The organism is Nostoc sp. (assembly GCF_036916735.1).
GTDB lineage: Bacteria > Cyanobacteriota > Cyanobacteriia > Cyanobacteriales > Nostocaceae > Nostoc.
This window is the reverse complement of record NZ_JBALFV010000108.1, coordinates 1-21,992: the sequence shown is the minus strand read 5'-3', so window position 1 is coordinate 21,992 and position 21,992 is coordinate 1. Positions and strand designations below refer to the sequence as shown.

15 protein-coding genes and 1 pseudogene are annotated in these 21,992 nt (G+C 40.8%); 6 read left to right on the top strand and 10 right to left on the bottom strand.

Annotation, left to right across the window (positions count from 1 at the left end):
• Positions 1-52 precede the first annotated feature (52 nt).
• Positions 53-877, bottom strand: coding sequence for an undecaprenyl-diphosphate phosphatase (locus tag V7L20_RS26380; RefSeq protein WP_334746916.1), 825 nt, complete (start codon positions 875-877; stop codon positions 53-55).
• Positions 878-1,281: 404 nt separating this feature from the next.
• Here V7L20_RS26380 and V7L20_RS26375 point away from each other — a divergent pair, with 404 nt between their 5' ends.
• The 3 genes from V7L20_RS26375 to nadB all read left to right on the top strand — a co-directional run bounded on the left by V7L20_RS26375 (position 1,282) and on the right by nadB (position 4,847).
• Positions 1,282-2,061, top strand: coding sequence for a DUF3120 domain-containing protein (locus tag V7L20_RS26375; RefSeq protein ID WP_334746915.1), 780 nt, complete (start codon positions 1,282-1,284; stop codon positions 2,059-2,061).
• Positions 2,062-2,585: 524 nt separating this feature from the next.
• Positions 2,586-3,014 carry a photosystem II complex extrinsic protein PsbU gene (psbU, locus tag V7L20_RS26370; protein WP_334746914.1) on the top strand — a complete coding sequence of 143 codons (429 nt, stop codon included), beginning with the start codon at positions 2,586-2,588 and terminating at the stop codon, positions 3,012-3,014.
• 156 nt (positions 3,015-3,170) lie between these two features.
• The gene (gene nadB, locus V7L20_RS26365; RefSeq protein WP_334746913.1) at positions 3,171-4,847 is read left to right on the top strand and encodes an L-aspartate oxidase; all 1,677 of its coding nucleotides are present in this window, start codon (positions 3,171-3,173) and stop codon (positions 4,845-4,847) included.
• Between the two features lie 205 nt (positions 4,848-5,052).
• Here the strand turns inward: nadB and V7L20_RS26360 are convergent, their stop codons facing one another.
• The 4 genes from V7L20_RS26360 to btpA all read right to left on the bottom strand — a co-directional run bounded on the left by V7L20_RS26360 (position 5,053) and on the right by btpA (position 10,617).
• Positions 5,053-5,202, bottom strand: a complete 150-nt coding sequence (locus V7L20_RS26360) for a hypothetical protein (RefSeq protein ID WP_334746912.1) — start codon at positions 5,200-5,202, stop codon at positions 5,053-5,055.
• A gap of 708 nt (positions 5,203-5,910) precedes the next feature.
• Positions 5,911-8,115, bottom strand: coding sequence for a CHASE2 domain-containing protein (locus V7L20_RS26355; protein ID WP_442943644.1), 2,205 nt, complete (start codon positions 8,113-8,115; stop codon positions 5,911-5,913).
• 507 nt (positions 8,116-8,622) lie between these two features.
• Positions 8,623-9,606 carry a vitamin K epoxide reductase family protein gene (locus V7L20_RS26350; RefSeq protein ID WP_334746911.1) on the bottom strand — a complete coding sequence of 328 codons (984 nt, stop codon included), beginning with the start codon at positions 9,604-9,606 and terminating at the stop codon, positions 8,623-8,625.
• A gap of 162 nt (positions 9,607-9,768) precedes the next feature.
• Positions 9,769-10,617 (bottom strand): photosystem I biogenesis protein BtpA, encoded by an 849-nt coding sequence (gene btpA, locus V7L20_RS26345; protein WP_334746910.1) that lies wholly within the window; start codon positions 10,615-10,617, stop codon positions 9,769-9,771.
• Between the two features lie 673 nt (positions 10,618-11,290).
• Between btpA and rimO the strand changes: the two genes are divergently transcribed.
• The 3 genes and pseudogenes from rimO to V7L20_RS26330 all read left to right on the top strand — a co-directional run.
• The gene (rimO, locus tag V7L20_RS26340) at positions 11,291-12,610 is read left to right on the top strand and encodes a 30S ribosomal protein S12 methylthiotransferase RimO (protein ID WP_334746909.1); all 1,320 of its coding nucleotides are present in this window, start codon (positions 11,291-11,293) and stop codon (positions 12,608-12,610) included.
• Between the two features lie 227 nt (positions 12,611-12,837).
• Positions 12,838-14,364 (top strand): DEAD/DEAH box helicase, encoded by a 1,527-nt coding sequence (locus tag V7L20_RS26335; protein WP_334746908.1) that lies wholly within the window; start codon positions 12,838-12,840, stop codon positions 14,362-14,364.
• 254 nt (positions 14,365-14,618) lie between these two features.
• A pseudogene (locus V7L20_RS26330) lies at positions 14,619-14,981 on the top strand (Uma2 family endonuclease); the annotation flags it as partial.
• Positions 14,982-15,010: 29 nt separating this feature from the next.
• Here the strand turns inward: V7L20_RS26330 and V7L20_RS26325 are convergent.
• The 5 genes from V7L20_RS26325 to glyQ all read right to left on the bottom strand — a co-directional run bounded on the left by V7L20_RS26325 (position 15,011) and on the right by glyQ (position 21,908).
• A complete protein-coding gene (locus V7L20_RS26325; RefSeq protein ID WP_334746907.1) occupies positions 15,011-15,958 on the bottom strand; it encodes an aldo/keto reductase in 948 nt (315 codons plus the stop codon).
• A 204-nt stretch (positions 15,959-16,162) separates the two neighbouring features.
• A complete protein-coding gene (locus tag V7L20_RS26320; protein ID WP_334746906.1) occupies positions 16,163-16,387 on the bottom strand; it encodes a hypothetical protein in 225 nt (74 codons plus the stop codon).
• 695 nt (positions 16,388-17,082) lie between these two features.
• Positions 17,083-19,437 (bottom strand): ComEC/Rec2 family competence protein, encoded by a 2,355-nt coding sequence (locus tag V7L20_RS26315; protein WP_334746905.1) that lies wholly within the window; start codon positions 19,435-19,437, stop codon positions 17,083-17,085.
• A gap of 349 nt (positions 19,438-19,786) precedes the next feature.
• On the bottom strand, positions 19,787-19,891 hold the full coding sequence (locus V7L20_RS26310) for an HNH endonuclease (protein ID WP_334747115.1): 105 nt from the start codon (positions 19,889-19,891) through the stop codon (positions 19,787-19,789).
• Between the two features lie 1,147 nt (positions 19,892-21,038).
• Complete coding sequence (gene glyQ, locus V7L20_RS26305) at positions 21,039-21,908, bottom strand: glycine--tRNA ligase subunit alpha (RefSeq protein ID WP_334746904.1); 870 nt, start codon at positions 21,906-21,908, stop codon at positions 21,039-21,041.
• Positions 21,909-21,992: the final 84 nt, after the last annotated feature.

Below are 21,992 nucleotides of genomic sequence, written 5' to 3'. Positions count from 1 at the left end.
TGATGACTAATAACTAATGACCAATGACTAATGACTAATGACTCTTATGTAATTATCCTTTCCAACCTGCTGCGATCGCAGCTAAAATAGCGCTGCCGAATGCTAATCTATACCAAACAAAAACTAAAGTGTTTTTGGTTGCTAAGTATTTAATCAAAAATGCAATTGATAGGTAGGAAAAAATCAAGGTTGAAATAATCCCTACAATTAATAGTCCAACAATGTTATCTGGCAACTCGTGGGCCTGAAATAACTTGAAGATTTTCAGACTTTTATACAGCGTTGCAATGGTAAGAGTTGGAAACCCTAACAAAAACGAGAATTTCGCTGCTGTAGCGCGTTCTAATCCTAAAAATAAGGCAGTCGTCAACGTTGAGCCAGAACGAGAAACACCCGGAATTAAAGCAAGTGTTTGTCCCAATCCAACTAAAATACCATCCCGAATCTGCAATGAATTAAAATCTCGCTTGCGAGTGCCAATTTTCTCTGCCAAAGCTAATAAAAGTGCCATGATGATTGACATGATGGCAATAATTAATGCGCTATCTGGTAGCACGTCTTTCAAAATAAAACCGAAAATTAAGGCAGGCATTGTTCCTACTATAATACCGACAAGAATTTTCCACTCCTCACGTTCCCAGTCTTTATTTTTTAGTGCTTCAATTCCACCTTTGACAATACTATAAATTAGCGACCAAAAATAGCCCACAATCGCTATAACACTGCCAAATTGAATTGCATCAACAAAATCTTTAGAACCTAGTTCTTTCCAGCCAAATACTTTTGTCACAATCAGAAGATGTGCAGTGCTGCTGATTGGCAAAAACTCTGTAATACCCTGAACAATACCCAAAATAAAAGCTTGAATAAACTCCATCAATTAATACCCTTTTCCTGTTCTAGACATGATTACTTAGCTGATGATATGTTATTTTAAATACTCTTAACTGCACCCGATATTGTAGAAAATTCCACTTTACTAAATCAATAACACCATCTAAGACGCTGACCATGTTCTTACACCCACCTCGATAAGTCAATGAAATTTTGGCAATTCATCAAACTTTAATATTTAGCGGACTGAGGCCATTAACTTTTTACCCGTTACATTTGCCGACGAAGGCAAGGGAGAGAAAAGGCTGAATTAGTCTGGTGCAGAATGTTTTGTTTGGTTCGCGCCAGTGTTCAAGGAAGTTTTAGTATAATTACAATGCCCCAGGGGGGGATTTTAAAGTGTGATATATTAAATAAAATAAAGTTTAGTAACAAATATTAAAAACCTTGATTAATAATACACTGTCTTCCTACACTGCTTCTACCCCTTCTATTGATACCGAGTTAGATTTCACTGTTACAGGGCACAAGGGGATCAGGGAATTGGAATCTACACTCTCTTTTTCTCCCTCTCTTCCTTTATCTATTGCTGCGGGACAAACTTGGTTAGTGTTTGCGGCGGCGGTATTTTTGGTAACAGTACCAGTATTTCTAGAAGCACCAATAGTGCGATCGCTACCAAGTCTAAGTTTAGCGCTGACAGCATTTTGGGTGTGGCTAAGTTTTACCTTAATGTCACGTCCTGCAACTTATATATGGGGAGATTTGCTCTTAGGGTTTAGCTGGAGTTGGTTAGCAGGAGCGATTTACTGGGGTTGGTTACGTTGGGAACCCGTATGGCATCTACCAGTAGAGTCTATAGGATTACCCTTTGCTTGCTGGTGTTTGGCAAAGAATTGGGGCAAGGTGGGTAACTGGTTTTATTTAGGTTCTTTACTAGGTACAGTCTTAACCGACGTATATTTCTACATAGCAGATTTGATGCCCTATTGGCGGCAAATTATGATTGTAGATGCAGATGTAGCACCGCAAATATTACAAAATGCCCTCATGCAAGTACAAACGCCTTGGGGGCAAAGTTGGGCTATATTTATCGCCTCAGTCCTGTTGACAGTGGGAATTTTGGCTTTAGTCGGAAAGCAAAAACACTGGTATGCCTTTAGTGGCGCAGTTCTAAGCACGATTTTGGTAGATAGCCTATTTTTGTTAGCTGCGATCGCAGCCTAGAAAATATTAAAAAATTGTGTAATATCAAAACCGAAACTTTTTCCAGCCCAGTCTACGGGACATCAAAAATGATCCTGTAGATGATTAATAGGTTAAGAAATATTACATAACAGTCCATCACTATCAACTTATCTTGCTAGGGTTTTCGGTATTAGGTATCGAACGATTTCATATCTGGTTGGGAGCTACAATCAGCCACCCTGAAAAGATTTCGTCTATTTGGGAATGCTCAGGATCATGCATGGAACCGTATTGCAGCTATGCAGAGACTGTTACCATGATAAAAATTTTTGCAAAAGTACAGTCAAACCCAGTAACGGCAAATATTGTGGATATTAATACGCTGTATATTAGTTTCTGATGACTGCTGTGTTGATTAAGCTATCAGCTTTTGTCCTTTGTCCCTTGTCAGTTGTCAGTTGTCCTTTACAAATGACCAATGACTAATGACTAATGACTATTGACTAATGACTGCTGTTAGCTTAAAACTTTTATTTCTATTTGATGGAAAGAGGTAGAAAATTGTGAAAGGATTGGCGCGTTTATTAACAGTGTTTAGCTTGTTACTAAGTTGCTGGGGATGGCTGGGAACAACTCAGATAGCCCAAGCTGCTAGTTTCAACAGTTTTGCATTTCCTCAAGTCCCAATTCTGGCAATTGAGCGGCAGAATCGGGCAGATGCGAAGCTAAGAACGGAATTTGGTAAAAAAATTGATTTGAATAATACCAACGTCCGAGCTTTTCAACAGTATCCAGGGCTTTATCCCACCTTGGCTAAGAAAATCATCACAAATGCTCCCTACAAAAAGGTAGAGGATGTATTGGATCTTCCAGGATTGAGCGATCGCCAGAAACAAACCCTGCAAGCCAACTTGGAGAAGTTTACCGTGACAGACCTAGAACCTGCCTTTAACGAGGGAGATGATCGCTTTAACAACGGCATCTATAGATAACTGCACGTTGCTAATGTAGCAAATAGCAGCCCACTCTTGATTCTAAAGAGTGGGACATTATATGAGTTATGAGTTAGGAGTTATGAGTTAGGAGTTTTTAACTCCTCGCTTCTAACTCCTCACTTCTAACTCCTCACTTCTAACTACCCTATTACCTTGTCTCAAATAGATATTCCTAGCCAATTTGATGTCTTAGTAGTCGGCGCTGGTGCTGCTGGACTATACACAGCGCTGTGTCTACCAGATTCCTTGCGAGTCGGCTTGATTACCAAAGAAACTGTTGCTTTATCCGCCAGTGATTGGGCGCAAGGCGGTATTGCCGCAGCAGTTGCCCCGGAAGATTCTCCCACGCTGCACATTGAAGATACGATCCGGGCAGGTGCAGGTTTGTGCGATCGCACTGCTGTAGAATTTCTCGCCCAACTTGCCCCTAACTGCATTCAATCCCTAGTTGACTTGGGAGTTGCTTTTGACCGTCATGGTCAAGCTTTGGCTTTAACTTTAGAAGCTGCCCATTCTCGTAACCGTGTTCTCCACGCCGCAGACACCACAGGGAGGGAAGTTACCACTACCCTAGCGAACCAAGTATTACGTCGCCAGAATATTCAAATCATTCAGCAAGCTTTGGCTTTGAGTTTGTGGATTGAAGCTGAAAGTGGTCGCTGTCAGGGCATCAGTTTGTTTTATCAAGGTGTAATCACATGGGTAAGGGCTGGTGCTGTGGTATTGGCAACTGGCGGTGGCGGTCAAGTATTTGCCCAAACCACTAACCCGGCAGTAAGTACGGGTGATGGAGTAGCGATCGCATATCGGGCTGGGGCGATCCTGCGCGATTTGGAATTTGTGCAATTTCACCCCACAGCCCTGACTAAACCTGGTGCTGATCGCTTTCTCATTAGCGAAGCTGTACGCGGCGAGGGCGCACACCTTGTCGATAACCAAGGGCGGCGTTTTGCCTTTGACTACCACCCTGCGGGTGAACTCGCACCTAGAGATGTGGTCAGTAGAGCAATTTTCAGCCATTTACAACGTACTGCCGTTGATTTAGCTACTGCTCATGTGTGGTTGGATATGCGCCCCATACCTGCCGACAAAATTCGTCACCGCTTTCCTAACATCATCAAAGTTTGTCAGCATTGGGGAATTGATGTCTTCCATGAACCAATTCCTGTAGCCCCTGCTGCCCATTACTGGATGGGTGGTATTGTTGCGGATCTGATGAATCGCACGAATATTCGTGGTTTGTACGCGGTGGGTGAAACGGCTAGTACCGGGGTGCATGGGGCAAATCGCCTTGCCAGTAATTCCCTGCTGGAATGTATTGTATTTGGGGCCCAGATGGACCAAATTGAGTTAGAAAATATTGGGCTGCCGTCAGAAACACCAGTACTACCATTACAGAAATTTAGTGCTGATACTAGTGAGTGGCATATCCAGCAAGCACAGCTAGAAACACTCAGGGAGAAGTTACCACGTCTAGTGTGGGAAAGTGCTGGTATTTGTCGGGAGCAATCAAAGTTAGAAAGTGCGATCGCTACTATTGAATCTTGGCAGCAAGATTTCGCTATCCTGCCTTTAAGTCAATTCTTGCTTGCTTTACGTCCCGCAGAACCAGCTAGTTTTAACATACCAGATGTTGAACGGCAATTGAGACTTTGGGCAGAAACCCGCAATTTATTAGATGTCGCTGATTTAATTCTCAAAAGTGCTGCTTTTAGAACCGAAAGCCGAGGTGGACACTACCGTTTAGATTATCCTCAGCCAGACCCGAATTGGCAAGTTCACGCACTTGTACAAACACATCATTGGTGGAAATCTCCACTATTATCTTGATTAAAGTTTCCCGAACAAACTCCAGAAAATGCTTTTAATCCGTTCTTCTGTATTTGCAGCGTTTAGGACGGGTGACGCTCTTAGGTCGCTATCACTAAGCGGTAAAAGAGGAAATTTCAGTCCACTTAAGTGACAGTAGCTCTTAGTTTATAACTTAATAACAATGCCTTCAAGCAAGGGGTCAATCTAAAATCCAAACTTCCTATTAGCGGGTGCCACTACCATGCTGACTATCGGGACCACCATAATTTGGTGGGATATATATGTCTTTTAAATTTTCAGAATTGACTTTGCGGGCAATTAAGGTGTTACTGCTAGTAGCGCTAAAAGCATTAGCGCTTGCAGTACTTAACATACCTGTACAGGCTGCAATTTTTGGTATTAGAATGTAAGTACCTATAGACAATATGATAAACTTTTTGATTCGGAAGCGAGTCTTCATGGCTTTCAGTAAATTTACTATTTTCCTCTTTAAAAAACGTTTTTTATTTCCTACCGTATATTTACTAGCTTTTGTAAAAAACAACTTTATTAGATTAATTCAATCTTATTCATGGTGTACGAATAATTATGGTATAACTTTATAAATTGAGCTTTATCTACTTAAGTGATATTCTTAATATGTTATTTTTACATCAGTCAAAAGTTAGATATATTGATTAATTACTGTCAGCGTTTTGTCTAAACAAGTATATATTAATAATGTCTTAATCTGTCTACGTATAAACACTATGTTTTTTTAAAAAAATTCCGGTAAAACCTCAATAATACTTAGCTAAATGTATATTTAAAGTTTAATTCTAGTAAAGATATATAAAGTTAGAGTAACGTAATTAATATATCATAATAATTTTCAAAACTATGAACTATGAAACATCGTAATCAATCCAGTAAGTATAAGTATATTTTCTACTATTAAAAATGTTTTTGACTTCTGTGTAGCGGTACTACGCCATACTTTTTTAAGATAGTCCTTTGGACGTATCTTTACTCGTCATTCCTAATTTTAAGGTAAAAATTGTAACTAGAAAGAAAAAAACCTGGGGACTTGACTATTGACTAATTAAGCAAATTCGTAGCGATTTTTACCCAGATGCTTGGCACGGTACATTGCTGCATCTGCTTGTTTCATTAAAGTTTCACTGTCTTGACTGTTGTATGGATAAATACTAATGCCAATACTGGCAGAGACTCGAATCGCATAGCCATCCAAGACAACCGGCTTGCTAATACTGGTTAAAATTTTTGCGGCAATTTTAGCAGCTATTTGATCATTAGGAATTGCCCGTAAAATCACAGTAAATTCATCGCCACCCAAACGAGAAACTGTATCACTAGCGCGTAAAGAGTTGCTGAGTTGTTCGGCGATAGTCATTAGCAAGCGATCGCCCATCTTGTGTCCCAAAGTATCATTGACTTGCTTAAAGCCATCTAGATCGATAAACAGCAGTCCTAGCAACAAGTTGTTGTGTTGTGCCCAATGTAACGACTCACAAAGTTGTTCAACAAAAAATTTGCGATTGGATAAACCAGTGAGGGGGTCGTGATACGCTAAATAACGCAATTGGTCTTCTTTGAGTTTTAATTCATTGTTAGAACACAATAGTTCAGCAGCATTAAGCTTAAGCTGTTCTTCCATGACCTTGCGCTGAGTAATATCTCGGATAACACCAACTAAAAATAAATTGCCAGCTGAGTCTTCATGGAGCGATCGCTTAGTGGCAATTTTATAAGTCTGACCATGTACATTTGTAAATTCTTCTTCATGTTCTTGAGGTTGCTGAGTCAGAAAAACAAGATCGTCCTGTTCTCGAAATACATCAGCTTCATGTTTTGGAAAAAAGTTATAGTCTGACTTTTCAATTAATAACTTATTTGGATAACCGATAAATCGACAATATGCCTCATTTAAAACAACCCACTGGTGTCGTTCATTTTTCACAAAAATTGGATCGGGAATCGTGTTAATAACGTGATACAAAAATTCTTTGGAACGTTTCCACTCTTCCTGCATGTGAGCAATATAACTAGTCATCCAAATAGCTGAAATGCCAAAGCAAAGCAGTGAGGGAATCAGAGGTATCCACCAACCAAACAAGAAAGCAAGGTATGCACTCACGGTCAATACAAAACAAGAAACTAGGATACAGAGAAGACTCCTAGTTGCGTTTCGTATCCGCCATATCATCACGGCTCCCAGATAAGACCAAACAAAAACCCACAAGTATTCCACCAAGTCAGGCCAGACTTTCAATAATGGTCTTCCATCAACAGCAGCAGAGATTAATTCACTAATAAAATAAGCCTGCAATTGAATACCAGGTACAGGCTTTGCTAGACCCATTACACTGCTGGAGTAGGGAATAAATATAAAATCTTGGAGACTGGGTGCAGTGGAGCCAATAAGTATAATCCGATCTTTGATTAAGTTTGCTTCGACTTTATCTGCCAGTACATCTCTCATCGATACGTGGCGAAAATTACAAAGTTCTCCAGACGAACTTTGACATTTGGGTTTGGGAAAATTGCTTAAAATTTGGTAGCCTCTAGCATCAGCTCCGACATAAGCACCATCATTAGCCTCAAAACGAGTAAATACTGCCTTACCCAATTGCAAATACTCAGGGTTGCTTTTTGCTTTGATGGGAGTAATATTTTCTGACTTTAAATACAATAAAGCCAACTTCAGAGCAAAACTTTCGTGTACCTGATTATTAACGTGCCAATATAGCAAACTGCGACGCACTTTACCATCAAGATCGTACAGCACGTTATTAAAGCCCACTTGATCCTGATTTAGCCCTAATGGAGGTGAAACATTAAGGTTTTTGACATTTGCCAGTAGCTCAATACCAATCAAATAGGGCATTAACTTATAAGCATTAAGAAGTTCTTGATGACCAGGCTCTACTGGCAAATTTCGGTAGATATCTAAGCCAATAGCACGGGGTTTGTGGACGTTCAATTTTTGTAACAACTCGGCAATCTTCGCATCTGAAATCGGCCACGAACCTACTTCCTTTAAATCGGCTTCATCAATCACTACGATAGTAATGCGCTGTTCTGGCGGTTCATTTGGACGTAAGCAAAAAAATTGATCCAAACCTGCCAACTCCAAAAATTGTAATAATCCAATGGAGTATAAAAGCAGGACGCATACTGCAACGCTGGCGGCAGTAATCAATTCTCTGTGTCTTTGACCAAGCGATTGTTTCAGTTTAAAGATTAACTTCACAAAACGCGTGTTTAACTGCTGATTTATTCCCATTACACTACTGGGGAGAAATATTCTCTATTTTCTATAGCTATTAACTATCGGATTAACATAGTTCAAGGAAGAGCTAAATAGAGTTTCTAAGAGTTTTCAATTCAATCAGGTTGTTCAAGATATTGTGGTACTTGTGATGTATTACCATATATTGAGGCCAATTATTTGGTCAAACAGTAACTGGGACTTTTGTGGCTATTAGCACAAATTAAGTATAAATATTGTTGAAAGTGAGTTCATTTGTGGTGTAGGCAGCGTTCGACTGACCGCTCACGCCGGAGTCTTGCCCGCCTTTCCTTACCGGGCGGGCGAGACGCTCACGCCACAATAAATAGTTGGATATTTTTTTATTTGAAGTCCCTAAGCTATTTCTAGCTTAAGTTGACATTAATGGATATTGGACAACACCTATTATCTATTACCAAAAACAAAAAAGCCAACTGGAAACAGACTTTGCTGTATTTATCCAGTTGACTGGGTGTGAACTAAACCTTACCGCTAGGTGGATTACTTGAAATACTTGAAGTCATCAGGACCAGTGTAACCAGAAACTTTCGCTAGTTCTTTTAAGTTTTGGACTCCGCTATAGCTTTTACCATTGATGATCCAAGTAGGGAAGCCTTCAATTTTTGCGGCTTTACACAGTTCTGTTTGAGCGTTGAGTCCGTCGGCAGCGCACTCTACCTTAATATTTTTATTGATTATTTCCTCGGCTTCTTTACCAAAAAGCAGCTTTTGTTCATGGCAGTGAGGACACCAGTAAGCCGTATATTCCTTCGCACCTACCTTTGACAGATGGCGTGCTAAGGCTCTTTCTGCCTCACCAGAAGTAGTAGTAACTTCCCAACCGAAGGCTGGGTTAGGGTCTCCTTTGGAATTAAAGATAATTTTTGTGGGTTGTCCTGGAGTTCCAGGTGTAACATCTGATTTATTCACGCCAGCATAAACGCCTAAAGTGCCGATCAGCGTCACCATCCCTACAATAATCGCGGTAAAGAAGATTTGTCCAATATCTTCCCAAGTCCTACCGATAATCGTCAGTACCAAAAGACTTAGGGAGAACAAAGCTGAACCGATACAGTAAGGACAAATAGCTTTGATTTGAGATGCTAGCACGTACATTAAGTAGCCGCTAAAGACAGACATTGCGATCGCACCTGCCAGCAGCAGCAACCACGTCCAATTTTCCACTTGCTTGCGACTATTCTTTTCCCCTGAGTTGAATGCCAAGGGAGCCAAAGCAAATATCACCATACTGATGTATGCCAAAAACCCAAACAAAGCTAATGGCTGACCAAAAACCGTTGCCCAAGGGCTAGAAAGTACATCATTACAGCCCTTGACACCAGCTTGTGCCATACAAGCTGCACTGCCTCCTGTTAACTTTTCTATGGCGAGATAACCTGTTATCAGCGCACCACATCCAGCGATCGCGGCAATCAATGGACGTGACCATTTATGAATCCAAGGAGTAGAACGACGGCGAATCATAAATATTGGGGGATGGGGAATGTTAAAAGTTAGGAGTTAAGAGTAAGGAGTCAGGAGTGATGAGTTAAGAATCAGAAATTAGGAACAATTAATTTAAAACTTATAACTCCTGTACAGACGCGATTAATCGCGTCTCTACTCCTAACTCTCTTTCCCTACTTTCTAAGAATGTAACTTTACTTGTTCTGCGGGCTTGTTTTCACCTGTGGAGTTCCAATTGCGACGCGCAGCTTCAACAAATTGACTGACGCGAATTGGGTCAATTGGTTGCTCTATACGTCCGTGACGTTTCAGTGAACTGGAAACTATCACACCATCTGCTGCTTGCATTAATGTATCAATATTTTCCCAATTCGCCCCACTACCGATGAACACTGGTGTGCCACTTGCTGCACCACAAGCTAGTTCCAAATCTTCTAAGTTAGGTGGACTACCAGTAGCCCAACCAGATAAAATCACTCCGTCTGCTAAACCCCTTTCAATGGTGTCTTTTACGGCAACTGTGAGATTTGGAGAACTCAAAGGACGGGCGTGTTTCACCAACACATCGGCCAGGATTTTAACATCACAGCCTAACTCCCGTCGATAGCGGAGTAATTGATGGGCTTCTCCCTCAATTAATCCTTGATCGGTTGCCATCACTCCTGTGAGAACGTTGACGCGGATGAATTGCGCCTGCACACAGCTAGCGATCGCTATTGCACTTTTAGCGTCGTTTCGCAAAACATTTAAGCCTACAGGCAAAGTCACCAAATTTTGTATCCGTTGCACCACAATGGTCATGGCACTCACAACCACAGGATCAACTTGGTTTTTGGTAAACGGCGCGTCAAAAAAATTCTCCACAATCAGCCCGTCAATCCCTCCACTTGCTAGGGCGGCAGCTTCTTGTTCGGCGCGGTCAATCACCGCTTTTAAACTACCTCCCCAACGAGGTGAGGTCGGCAGTGGTAGCAGGTGAACCACGCCAATAATCGGTGAGCGAGTTTTAAATAATTGATATAAGTCCACGTCTTTAATCCGCCTCGCAAAGTCCAGAGTCCAGAATTTTTGACTATTGACTACATGACCCTTGACTTTTGACTTTTGATTAACTAGTCAAATGTGTTTTATGATAGTCGGTTTATTACCTCCTTCCTTAGATGGAAAATGGCCTCCAACCTCTCATAAGATATGTTAAGATAAAACTTGGCTACAAGAGGAGTTTGCCACTCACTAGACGCGAAGCAGCTTTCCGTGGTTTAAGCGTATTGTCCGCGCCCAGTCGTAGGACTTGCCAATCGCAAGGCTAGCATTACTGCTTTATAAGCGTAGTCGCTTTCGTCGATTTCCCGGAGGGTAGCGACTTCTCACAACAAGCCCCTTGGGCGGCTTCCCGATGGGTAAATTAACAACGCACACGCTGTGGTAATGTAAAATACCAATAAGCGAATTGTTAAAAAAGATTATGAGTGTCAAATGTACCCAAAGACACTTCAATTTACCCTGGGGAACAGATTGATAGAAATATCATAACATGACCTCTATTTTTATTTTATTGATAGGGTTATGAATCCACGGACAGTTACTGACAGTGGATATTTGCTACTACGCTATTTTCATGAGAATGCTAATAGCAAAAAAGCTGAATTTTGCGCCAGAATGTTTGATTACAAGAAGAAAAGAATGAAGATTTTTTCAAAATATGGGTGACAAGCCAACAATTGCTATTTCTCACCTGGGCTGCGAGAAAAACCGAATTGATACAGAACACATGCTGGGAATGCTCGTAGAAGCAGGCTACGGTGTAGATACAAATGAAGAGTTAGCAGATTACGTTATTGTTAATACTTGTAGTTTTATTGAAGCAGCCCGGCAAGAATCTGTCAGAACTTTGGTAGAACTGGCAGAGGCAAACAAAAAAATCGTAATCACTGGCTGTATGGCGCAACATTTCCAAGAACAACTTTTGGAAGAGTTGCCGGAAGCAGTAGCGGTGGTTGGTACAGGTGATTATCACAAAATTGTAAATGTAATTGAGCGTGTAGAACAAGGCGAACGGGTTAAACAGGTTAGTATCGAACCAACCTACATCGCTGATGAAACTACACCGCGCTATCGCACTACAACTGAGGGCGTAGCTTACCTGCGGGTTGCAGAAGGATGTGATTATCGTTGTGCATTTTGTATCATTCCTCATCTTCGAGGCAACCAGCGATCGCGTACTATTGAATCTATAGTCGCCGAAGCCGAGCAGTTAGTTAGTCAAGGGGTAAAGGAAATTATTCTAATTTCCCAAATCACCACTAATTACGGTTTAGATATTTACGGTAAGCCAAAATTAGCCGAATTACTTCGCGCTTTAGGGAAAGTAGATATACCGTGGATTAGAATGCACTACGCTTATCCCACGGGACTGACCCCAGATGTGATAGCGGCGATCCAAGAAACACCCAACGTATTGCCTTATCTGGATTTGCCCTTGCAACATTCTCATCCAGATATTCTCCGGGCCATGAACCGCCCTTGGCAAGGACGGGTAAATGATGGGATTATAGATCGCATCAAAACGGCGCTACCAACAGCCGTACTGCGGACAACATTTATTGTTGGTTTTCCAGGAGAAACAAGCGAGCATTTTGAGCATCTACTAGAGTTTGTTCAACGGCATGAATTTGACCATGTTGGTGTCTTCACCTTTTCCTCTGAGGAAGGAACCCCAGCTTACAAGTTGCCAAATCAGTTGCCCCAATTGGTAATGGACGAGCGCCGATACCAAATTATGGAAATCCAGCAACCGATTTCTCAAAATAAAAATCAACAGGAAGTAGGCAAAATCGTCGATGTTCTGATTGAGCAAGAAAATCCTGAAAGTGGTGAATTAATCGGTCGTTCAGGTAGATTTTCCCCAGAGGTTGATGGTCTGGTGTATGTCAAAGGCCAAGCAAAGTTAGGAACCATCGTCCCAATAGCGATTCACCACGCTGATACATACGACCTCTATGGTCAAGTAGTTAATAACTAAATTGTCATTTGTCTTTTGTTAAATGACCCTTACAGATTCATCCTTATACTAAGGTCAATGCTGCATTAATGGCAGTTTTCATGAGGGTTTACCTAAAACGCTGGCGGATTTATTGGCGTAGCCTCTCTAAGAGTTGAGGCTTAGCTACTGTCCTTGGCTGACTAATAGCCAATAACTAATGACTAATGACTAATCCAATATCCTTACGTAAAATTTAGGACGAATTAATGACTCTTTCATTTCAAGAATTAGGTATTTCTCAAGAACGTGTTGAACAACTAGAAAAAATCGGTTTTACCGAACCCACTAACATTCAAGTGCAAGCAATTCCCCAATTACTAGCCGGTCGTGATGTAGTAGGTCAATCTCAAACTGGAACAGGAAAAACGGCAGCATTTTCACTGCCAATTTTAGAGCGCTTAGATGTTAATCAAAAAGCCGTGCAAGCCATAGTTTTAACACCAACTCGTGAATTAGCGATGCAAGTTCACGATGCGATCGGGCAATTCATTGGCAATGAAGGATTGCGGGTGTTAGCAATCTATGGTGGTCAATCAATTGACCGCCAAATGTTACAACTCAAACGTGGCGTGCACATGGTTGTGGGCACTCCTGGACGGGTAATCGATTTGCTCGATCGCGGCTGTTTAAAGCTCGATCAAGTCAAGTGGTTTGTGTTAGATGAAGCTGATGAAATGTTGAGCATGGGCTTTATTGACGATGTGATAAAAATCCTCTCGCAAGCGCCCGTAGAACGCCAAACAGCTTTATTCTCGGCAACAATGCCACCATCGATTCGGATGTTGGTGAACAAGTTCTTGCGATCGCCTGCAACTGTCACCGTTGAACAGCCAAAAGCTGCTCCCAACAAGATTAATCAAGTAGCTTACTTGATCCCCCGCCACTGGACAAAAGCTAAAGCTTTACAACCAATTCTGGAAATGGAAGATCCAGAAACAGCTTTAATCTTTGTCCGCACTAGACGCACAGCCGCAGAACTCACCAGTCAGTTACAAGGGGCTGGTCACAGTGTTGATGAATACCACGGTGACTTGTCGCAACAAGCGCGGGAACGGTTATTAAGCAGATTCCGTAACCGTCAAGTTCGCTGGGTGGTAGCAACTGATATTGCAGCACGAGGCTTAGATGTCGATCAACTCTCTCATGTAATCAACTACGACTTACCCGATAGTGTAGAAACTTACGTCCATCGCATTGGTCGTACTGGTCGTGCTGGTAAGGAAGGAACAGCAATTTCTTTAGTACAACCATTTGAGCGGCGCAAGCAGCAAACATTTGAACGTCATAACCGCCAAAGTTGGCAATTGCTGTCAATTCCTACACGCGCCCAGATTGAAGCACGACACATTCTGAAATTACAGGAACAGGTGCGGGAAGCTTTGACAGGTGAGCGTTTGGCTTCATTCTTACCGATTGTTAGCGAACTAATTGAAGAATACGATGCTCAAGCGATCGCCGCAGCTGCACTGCAAATTGCTTACGATCAAACTCGTCCCGCTTGGTTGAGTTCAGACGTGGAAATTCCCCAAGAGGAATCCTCCACTCCCAAACCAAGACTCAGTAAGCGTCGTGAATCTTCTAGCGATCGCCCCCGTTCTGCGTGGAAATCAGATAGCAGCAATGGTGAAGAAGAAAAACATTCTTCTCCCAAGCCCAAACTGCGGACAAGTCGTGAGTCCTCTGCATCTCCTAAAAAGCTAGGTTCACCTACAACGAGAGAATCAGCTTCTTAGTCAAAAGTTAGAAGTTAATCAATTTTGGATTTTAGATTTTTTCTTCAATCCCTTCGGGTGACGCTCCTGCGTCGCTAACGCTGCGCTAACAGCAGTCGCTCATGGGGGGAACCCCCAAGACCGCGCTGCTTCACCAAAATCTAAATTGTGCTGGAAGCGCACTAAAGGTGCGACCAAAATCTAAAATTGGCAGAGTTGAGAGTTAGGAGTCAATATTTTGACTTTGGCTCTTGACTTTTTAGCTTTTTGGGTAATTTATTTTGCCTACATTAGACATTGAAAACAGGAAAGAAGCTGATAACGAAAAACGAAATTTTCGCGCTCCTAATGTATCTTTTGTTCGTGCTGATAGATTAAAAACAAGCAAGCGCGACTTTGTGCAACTGGTGTCTGATTTGATGGTAGAGATAAAATCTAAGTCAGACCGCATCAAACCAATGGTAGAAAAAATTCAGTTATTCCTACAACTTGGATGTACAGTTGGTATCTTGATTGATTCTGACAAATTGACGCTGACAGTTTCTCAACTTAACCAAGAACCAATATTTTTGTAGGATAATAATAAACTGACACTACCAGACTTATTACCAGGTTGGAAGCTAGTAGTGTCAGAAATTTGTCTACTGTATTTAGTAATTCAAAAATACTACAGCCAAGGACGACTAACTAGTTCTAACTCTCCAATTTCATCGTCACTCAATCTCCAGCCCAAAGCACCAGCATTCTGCCGTACCTGTTCAGCTGTCTTCACCCCAGCAATAGGAATAACATTTTCCTGAGCAATTAACCAGTTAAGAGCAACTTGAGCAGGAGTGCGATCGTATTTTTCCCCGAAGTTGTGTAGCAAAGATATAACTGGGGCAATTTTTTGCAGTCCTTCTTTGTTAAATCGCGGGTCTACTTTCCTCGCACCAGTGGGGGTTTGAGTACTATCAATACTGTACTTGCCTGTAAGTAATCCCTGTGCTAGAGGACTATAAGCCAAAATAGTCACACCCAACTCACGGGCAGTTGCTGTAATACCTTTGCTTTCAACTTGACGACTTAGTAAAGAATAGCGTACTTGGTTCACAGCCAAAGGCACTCCACGAGCCGCCAATATTTGATGTACATCTCGCATTTGCTCTGCTGAGTAATTACTAACACCGACTGCGGCAATCCTACCCTCCTTCACTTCATCCGCTAGGGCATTCATCAAAGTTTCTTGGCTTAAAAAGAAAGCAAAAGGCCAATGCACTTGATACAGGGCGATTCGCTCAAGTTGTAGCCGTTTGAGGCTGGCTGTTAAAGCATCAGAGACGGATTGGGCTGTAAATCGCCACGGTAGGGGACCAAATTTTGTGGCTATTTGTACAGGTTGTTGTGTATGTTGCAGAAATTGTCCCAAAAATTTCTCGCTCTTTCCCATTCCGTAAACTTCGGCAGTATCAAAGAAGGTAATACCAGCTTCTAAGGCTGCGGTAAAGGCTTCTTGTAACTGTTCTGGACCGTAGGCACTGCCATAATTCCAAAATAGTTTATCACCCCAAGCCCAAGTGCCTATGCACAAGGGTGTAACAACTGGGCCATTTTGCCCCAATGTAATGTTTTCCACGGTTGCAAAATTTAATTTATTTACATTTCTTTACTTTTATAGTGTATCGTTACATAGCGATCGCTACCATTTGGCTGCAACTGTTGTTGTGCAATTATGGCTTGCATAAATATTAACAAATTACACCTGAGAATCTATTCATTCTCAGAATTAAGGGAGGCTAATAACCTCCCTTTGATAATAGTTGAGTGTATTTACTTGTATTTAAAAATTAGATGATTTATCCTGCTTGGCTTTTTTGATTAATTCCATGTAGACATTAATCTCACTAATTTCTACATCATGCTCAACTCTGGTTACTTTCCATTTCTCCTTTTTTAGGTATACTTCCTCTCCGACTCTGGGAGTAAATTGGAGATCGTAGAACTTTTTTAGAAAATCTTTTTGATTTTCTTCCCATAATATTACTTTCGTTGATTCTTTACTCATTGCTTATGCCTGTTTGATTACTAGATGTAGCTAAGTAGTTTGATGACATACATACAGCAAGTTTATCTTACTAACTCAATGAAATAACGTAGTTAAAACCACATTTTAATATTGATATGTTTATGTGGCTTGATTGCGTCCGAATAAGTTACAAGAGCATAATTCTAATATAATATTACTATTAGATTTACTTTAAAAGCTTTTTTAATGCTGTTTCTGCTTGTATCAAGTTATATTTAAATCCTACATTTTTACTACTAATCCAACATTAATAAGTGATTTTACTATAAACAAACTGTACAAACTGACCTATAATAATACTTATACTTTAATTATAATTATTAAAGTGTGCTCACTATTATTAGCTAGTTTTTGATTAAGATTATTTATAGTGTGTTGTCATGGACAAAATTGCAAATAGGGCATTAGGTATTAAGGATTTCTTACGTCATTTTTGAGAATATTCATAAGTCAAAGTTTAATATTTTTGGAGTTAATATGATTAAAAATAGAAAATTTTACCAGTCTTGAAAATTTTTGTAATCAACTCAAGTTAATTAAAAGGCTTGGATAGAGATTTTGTAATGTTAGCAGTTTTAAATTATGCAGTTTAATAAACTTGTATTTTACTATAAATGCTCTATAATAGCTGAATAACCATATTGTGCTTTTTAATTTACTTTTTTTTGGAGTTGTTATAAGACAGAAGACTTATTTTCTGTAGCTTCAATAAATGCCTCAAACTCACCGTTAGGCGTCCATTGAATAGCCCCATCTCGTCCTGTCAAAAATAGTTTCGTTTGGTTTTGATTTAGTTCAGATAAAGCTTTTGTATCAAAGTTAGCAGAAGAAGCGATCGCTACTTGTGGTTGCAGAGCAATAACTAAATCTTTTAATGACTGAGGGGCACACCATAACACTTGGGGACGAGGTAAACTCCCACTCTTAACTAATTGCTGTACCTCTTTAGACTTAATATTCCCTACTAATAACCAATTACGATCTAAAATTTGCAATTGTAAGATGGGTAATTGATCGTTGATTAATTGTGCCACTATTGAACTTGTTTTCACAGCTTGACCAACTGCTAATGCTTGGTAAGATCCTTGGTACTTTTGTAGTTCTTGTTGAATTGCCTGAGTAGCAATGGAATTTTCTGGCTTGGGAGAATATTCATAAAAATTTTTGATAGGTAAACGTTGCAGTAATTCCAACCAAGCATTACTCTCATTGCCTTGGAAATCAGTTGCGATTGCCCAATTAATTTGATTTATACCCTGTTGTTGTAAAAATGGTAAAATTGTGAAACGTCCTGTCCCTTCATCGCCACTATTAATTACAGTTACAGTACCTCTATCTTGAACAACTACAATTGGTTCTGTATCAGATTCTAATATAGTTATCTTAAATAATGTATTTGTAGAATGCCAAAAAGGAATGAATACTAAACCAATGGCAATCACATTAGCAAACCACCACCGCTTTTGCCACCAAGGCACTAACCAAACCAACATAATAAGTGCATAAATCGCTAGAATTTGCAAAGTAGATATACTACCTACAGCAACAGAATTTCCTGGCAGCTTGCTAAAAAATTCCACTAATTTAATTAGCCAATCAGTCGGGTAATGCAACACCGCAGCTAAAAAACTTCCAGCTTGAATCCAAATTAAACCTACTAAGGCACTGATAATTCCACCTATACTAATAATCGAAATGAAAGGAGTACTAACTACATTCAACAACAGACTATAAGATGGTACAACTCCAAAGACAAAAAGTTGCACAGGTAAGGTCCAAATAGTGGCAGCTAAGGGAACGGCAATTAAAGAAGCGATCGCAGGCGGTAGCCATCCTAGTCGATTGACTAATGCAGGTACTGTTACGATTAATCCCAATGTTGCTAAAAAACTCAATTGAAAACCTAAATCCCAAATCCATAGAGGATTAAACACTAATAACAGAGTTGCTGCTAATAGCAATGAGCCGAACTGTTTTACTTTTCTTTTTAATAGCAAACCAACTAATGCCGCAAAACCCATAATTACGGCTCTGAGAACCGCAGGTTGAAAACCTGTTAAACTCAGAAAAATGATTAAAGCCAAAAAGCCAAGGGTAAATTGCGTTCCTTTTCTTGCCCGCCTCGTTAACTGTAAGATCACACTTAAAATCAAAGAAGTTTGGAACCCGGAAGCTGCTAAAGCATGAGCTAATCCAGCTTGTACAAATAAGTCCCGGATATCGTAGGGTAAATCAACAGCTTTGCTTCCCAACACCATTGCACTGACAAGAGGTCCTTCAGGAATACCCAACCAACGAACTTGGGATCGCACAATCCGCTCCCGAATTTGCCACCATCCCCATTTACGTTGCTGCTCTAAAACATTTATTTGTCTTCCAATCAAACCAGCAAAGGTTCCTTCCTGCTTGAGAAACTTCTGAAAATCGAAACCACCAGGATTGGAAGCCGCCTTTGGTTTGTACAAAATCCCAGTCACAGCAATTTGTTGACTAGGGTATAACCCAGTAGCTTGAAGTATAGGCACCGTCACATACAATTTACCCGTAACCCCTTTTGGCACACCTGCTGAACCCTTTTCATTTTTGACTTCATCTATCTGAGTTGCTTTCAGCCAAAATTGTCCTCGCTGACTGCGAGTTAAGCGCGGATTACTCGCCACTTCGCCACGAACAATTACAAGTTGTTCTTGATTACTGCTATTTCCAGGCGGGACGAACTGACTAATATCTTTTGCACCCGGTTGCGGCACTCGCCATTGAAAATATAGAGTTGCTAATAATCCCACCAAGCCAGCAGCTAGCCATATTCGAGGATGGGGAGTAGTTTGCCAAATGCTAGGCAGTGCCTTATTTTTGCTTCCAGTATTTTCTGGTTTCTGAGCAAATTGCCGTGAAGTGGTGCGTCTTTTAAAAAAAATTGCTCCCACTATCCCCAGAACCAAAATCCACACACCACCCCAAGGAACTGCTGTAAACAGCAACCCAAAAATGTAGCCAAGACAAATAATTACACCACTGGTTTGAATCATAAGACTTTTTGTAAAAGCACCTGACAACCCGAATTTGCAGCTGACTTAAAAATAGCTAGGGCAGCAATAGAGCAAAATCGGCATTGCTGAATTTGGCTATGAAATTCAAAAAGAAAATATCCCAAACTCTTATTATCTGCGCTTAGAGCGCCTCTGCGTGAGTTTTTCATTTCTATAATCAGCAACACTGAAAAATTTTGATGCTTAGTTGTGGAGAAGTTAGAGTCGATAGGGAAAGTTAGCTTTCCCTACCTCTCTTTCAGAACGGAACGTGATGGTTTCCCATCATTCCGCTCCTCAGTAATGCGTTCCTTGTTATGGATACTCCAGCATAATGATTTCTTTGTCTTCAATTGAAGACATTTTTATCTTCTGCTGTTTTATTGTCATGACAATGCCTATGTAATAGTTGAAGATTATCCTTTTTGTTTCTTCCCCCTTGTGAACGGGGGATTTTATGGTCGGTTTCAATTAAATCTCCAACTTTTAGGTTGCTGCCGCATCGAGCGCACTTTCCATTTCCAGTTGACGTTCTTCCATTCCACCATCGGACGATTCCGTGTTTTAGACATTTACATTGCTAATCAATTACTACATTACACATCACCGTGAGTCCGTCTGCATATCCTGGGGATTATTCCAGGCATTAGCTTTTGACTCAATCCTTACAACCAATTTGCTATTTTGCTGGGAGCATACCTATTAATTCGACCAATCAATAGGAGGCAAAAAGGTTGGTTACTTCGTTCCCAATCATCATTTGTTTGTCTAGTTTAGGATGTTGCTAACCGCCGGGAGAGTTGGAAGTGCATAACAAGAATCAACACCTATCCTTGTTTCCTTCTCCTTGAGGAATTTAACCTCTAACGACGTTACGACGGGTTATCGCATACTTCGCTTTCGCTATCCATATAGACTCGCTTGCCCTTGGGCTTTCACCCCCGCTTTACACAACCGATTCCCAATCGCCCATGTAGGGGATACCTGTTTGTCAGGTATTCTGTGTGCAGTCACTTCATGCACCTGAAGGGGTGGACTTGAAAACGTAATTTCTCACCACCATGATGATTGAGTTGTCAAGGTTCAGTTACCTTGCGGGTAATCCTCTGCCTATTTCAAGGCTAGTTTCTACCCAACGAATCGCACGTGTTGACCATCTAGTTTATACAAACAAAGCCCGCACAGGCGGGCCTTATCCTTGTAAATTTAATGTTCAAGGCTCAAGATTTAATGGTATTTCCGATCTTTAGCAATAGCCACATGATCAAGATATACCTAGCTTAGAAAATGCAAAATCAAGAGTTTGCTAACCTGCGAAGGCAGGTTTTGTTTGTGTAGCCGCGACTTCTAGTCGCCCAAATTAGTCAGAAATTATACTTTTTAAACATCATTTTACTAGGTAACAAGTACTTACATGGTCTATATTGTTTGATACATAAACTTTTCTACCAAAACAATGAAAGTATTACCCAAAGAACATAAGAGATAATTGGAATTAAAAACAGCCAATCAATAATATATTGATAACGAGATTTAACTGTATACTCTAAAACAGCTTGTACTAAGACTGGCTGTAAAACAGGTGGCTGTATGACTAGTTTTTAATTTTTGAGCAACGGAAAACCCAACTTCTCCCTTTGCTCAACATATAAATGAGCTATTTTCCTAGCCAAATGCCGAATCCTGGCAATATAGCGAGTTCTCTCCGTCACCGAAATCACACCTCTAGCATCCAGCAGATTGAATGTGTGCGAACACTTCATTACATAATCTAAGCTAGGTAAGACCAATCCTCGCTCCGTCAATTGCGTTGCTTCTTGCTCATACAAATTAAATAGTGTCAGTAGCAATTCAGGATTTGACGCTTCAAAGTTGTAGGTACACTGCTCAATCTCTCCTTGGAGATAAACATCACCATAAGTAATGTTGTCCGTCCAATGAATCTTAGTAATTGCCTCTACTTGCTGGAGATACATTGTCAGCCGCTCTAACCCGTATGTAATCTCAATCGACACCGGACGGCAATCAATACCCCCACACTGTTGGAAGTAGGTAAATTGAGTAATTTCCATTCCATCTAACCATACTTCCCACCCAGTCCCCCAAGCTCCCACCGTTGCATCTTCCCAGTTATCCTCCACAAACCGAATATCGTGGTCTTCAGGACGAATACCTAAAGCCCTTAACGAATCAAGATAAATTTCCTGAATATTATCTGGCGACGGCTTAATCAGAACTTGGTACTGATAATACTGTTGGAAACGGTTAGGGTTTTTGCCGTACCGCCCATCTGTAGGGCGACGACAAGGTTCAACGTAAGCAACAGCCCACGGTTCCGGTCCCAATGCTCTTAAAAATGTCTGCGGATTTTTAGTACCAGCACCCTTCTCAATATCGTAAGGCTGGGCTATGAGACAACCGCGATCGCCCCAAAACTGATGCAATAAAGCTATTACAGATTGAAAAATCACTCTTTTTCTATCCTTAGTAGGCACAGTGCATAAACCATTGTTGCTTAGAACCAGGCACTGTGGGGAGTTTCATGAGGACATAAA

What these genes read in the sequence shown, in the direction of transcription:
- V7L20_RS26380 (WP_334746916.1), bottom strand. Translation starts at nt 877, where the DNA reads ATGGAGTTTATTCAAGCTTTTATTTTGGGTATTGTTCAGGGTATTACA.
- V7L20_RS26360 (WP_334746912.1), bottom strand. Translation starts at nt 5,202, where the DNA reads ATGTTAAGTACTGCAAGCGCTAATGCTTTTAGCGCTACTAGCAGTAAC.
- V7L20_RS26355 (WP_442943644.1), bottom strand. Translation starts at nt 8,115, where the DNA reads ATGGGAATAAATCAGCAGTTAAACACGCGTTTTGTGAAGTTAATCTTT.
- V7L20_RS26350 (WP_334746911.1), bottom strand. Translation starts at nt 9,606, where the DNA reads ATGATTCGCCGTCGTTCTACTCCTTGGATTCATAAATGGTCACGTCCA.
- rimO (WP_334746909.1), top strand. Translation starts at nt 11,291, where the DNA reads ATGGGTGACAAGCCAACAATTGCTATTTCTCACCTGGGCTGCGAGAAA.
- V7L20_RS26335 (WP_334746908.1), top strand. Translation starts at nt 12,838, where the DNA reads ATGACTCTTTCATTTCAAGAATTAGGTATTTCTCAAGAACGTGTTGAA.
- V7L20_RS26320 (WP_334746906.1), bottom strand. Translation starts at nt 16,387, where the DNA reads ATGAGTAAAGAATCAACGAAAGTAATATTATGGGAAGAAAATCAAAAA.
- V7L20_RS26315 (WP_334746905.1), bottom strand. Translation starts at nt 19,437, where the DNA reads ATGATTCAAACCAGTGGTGTAATTATTTGTCTTGGCTACATTTTTGGG.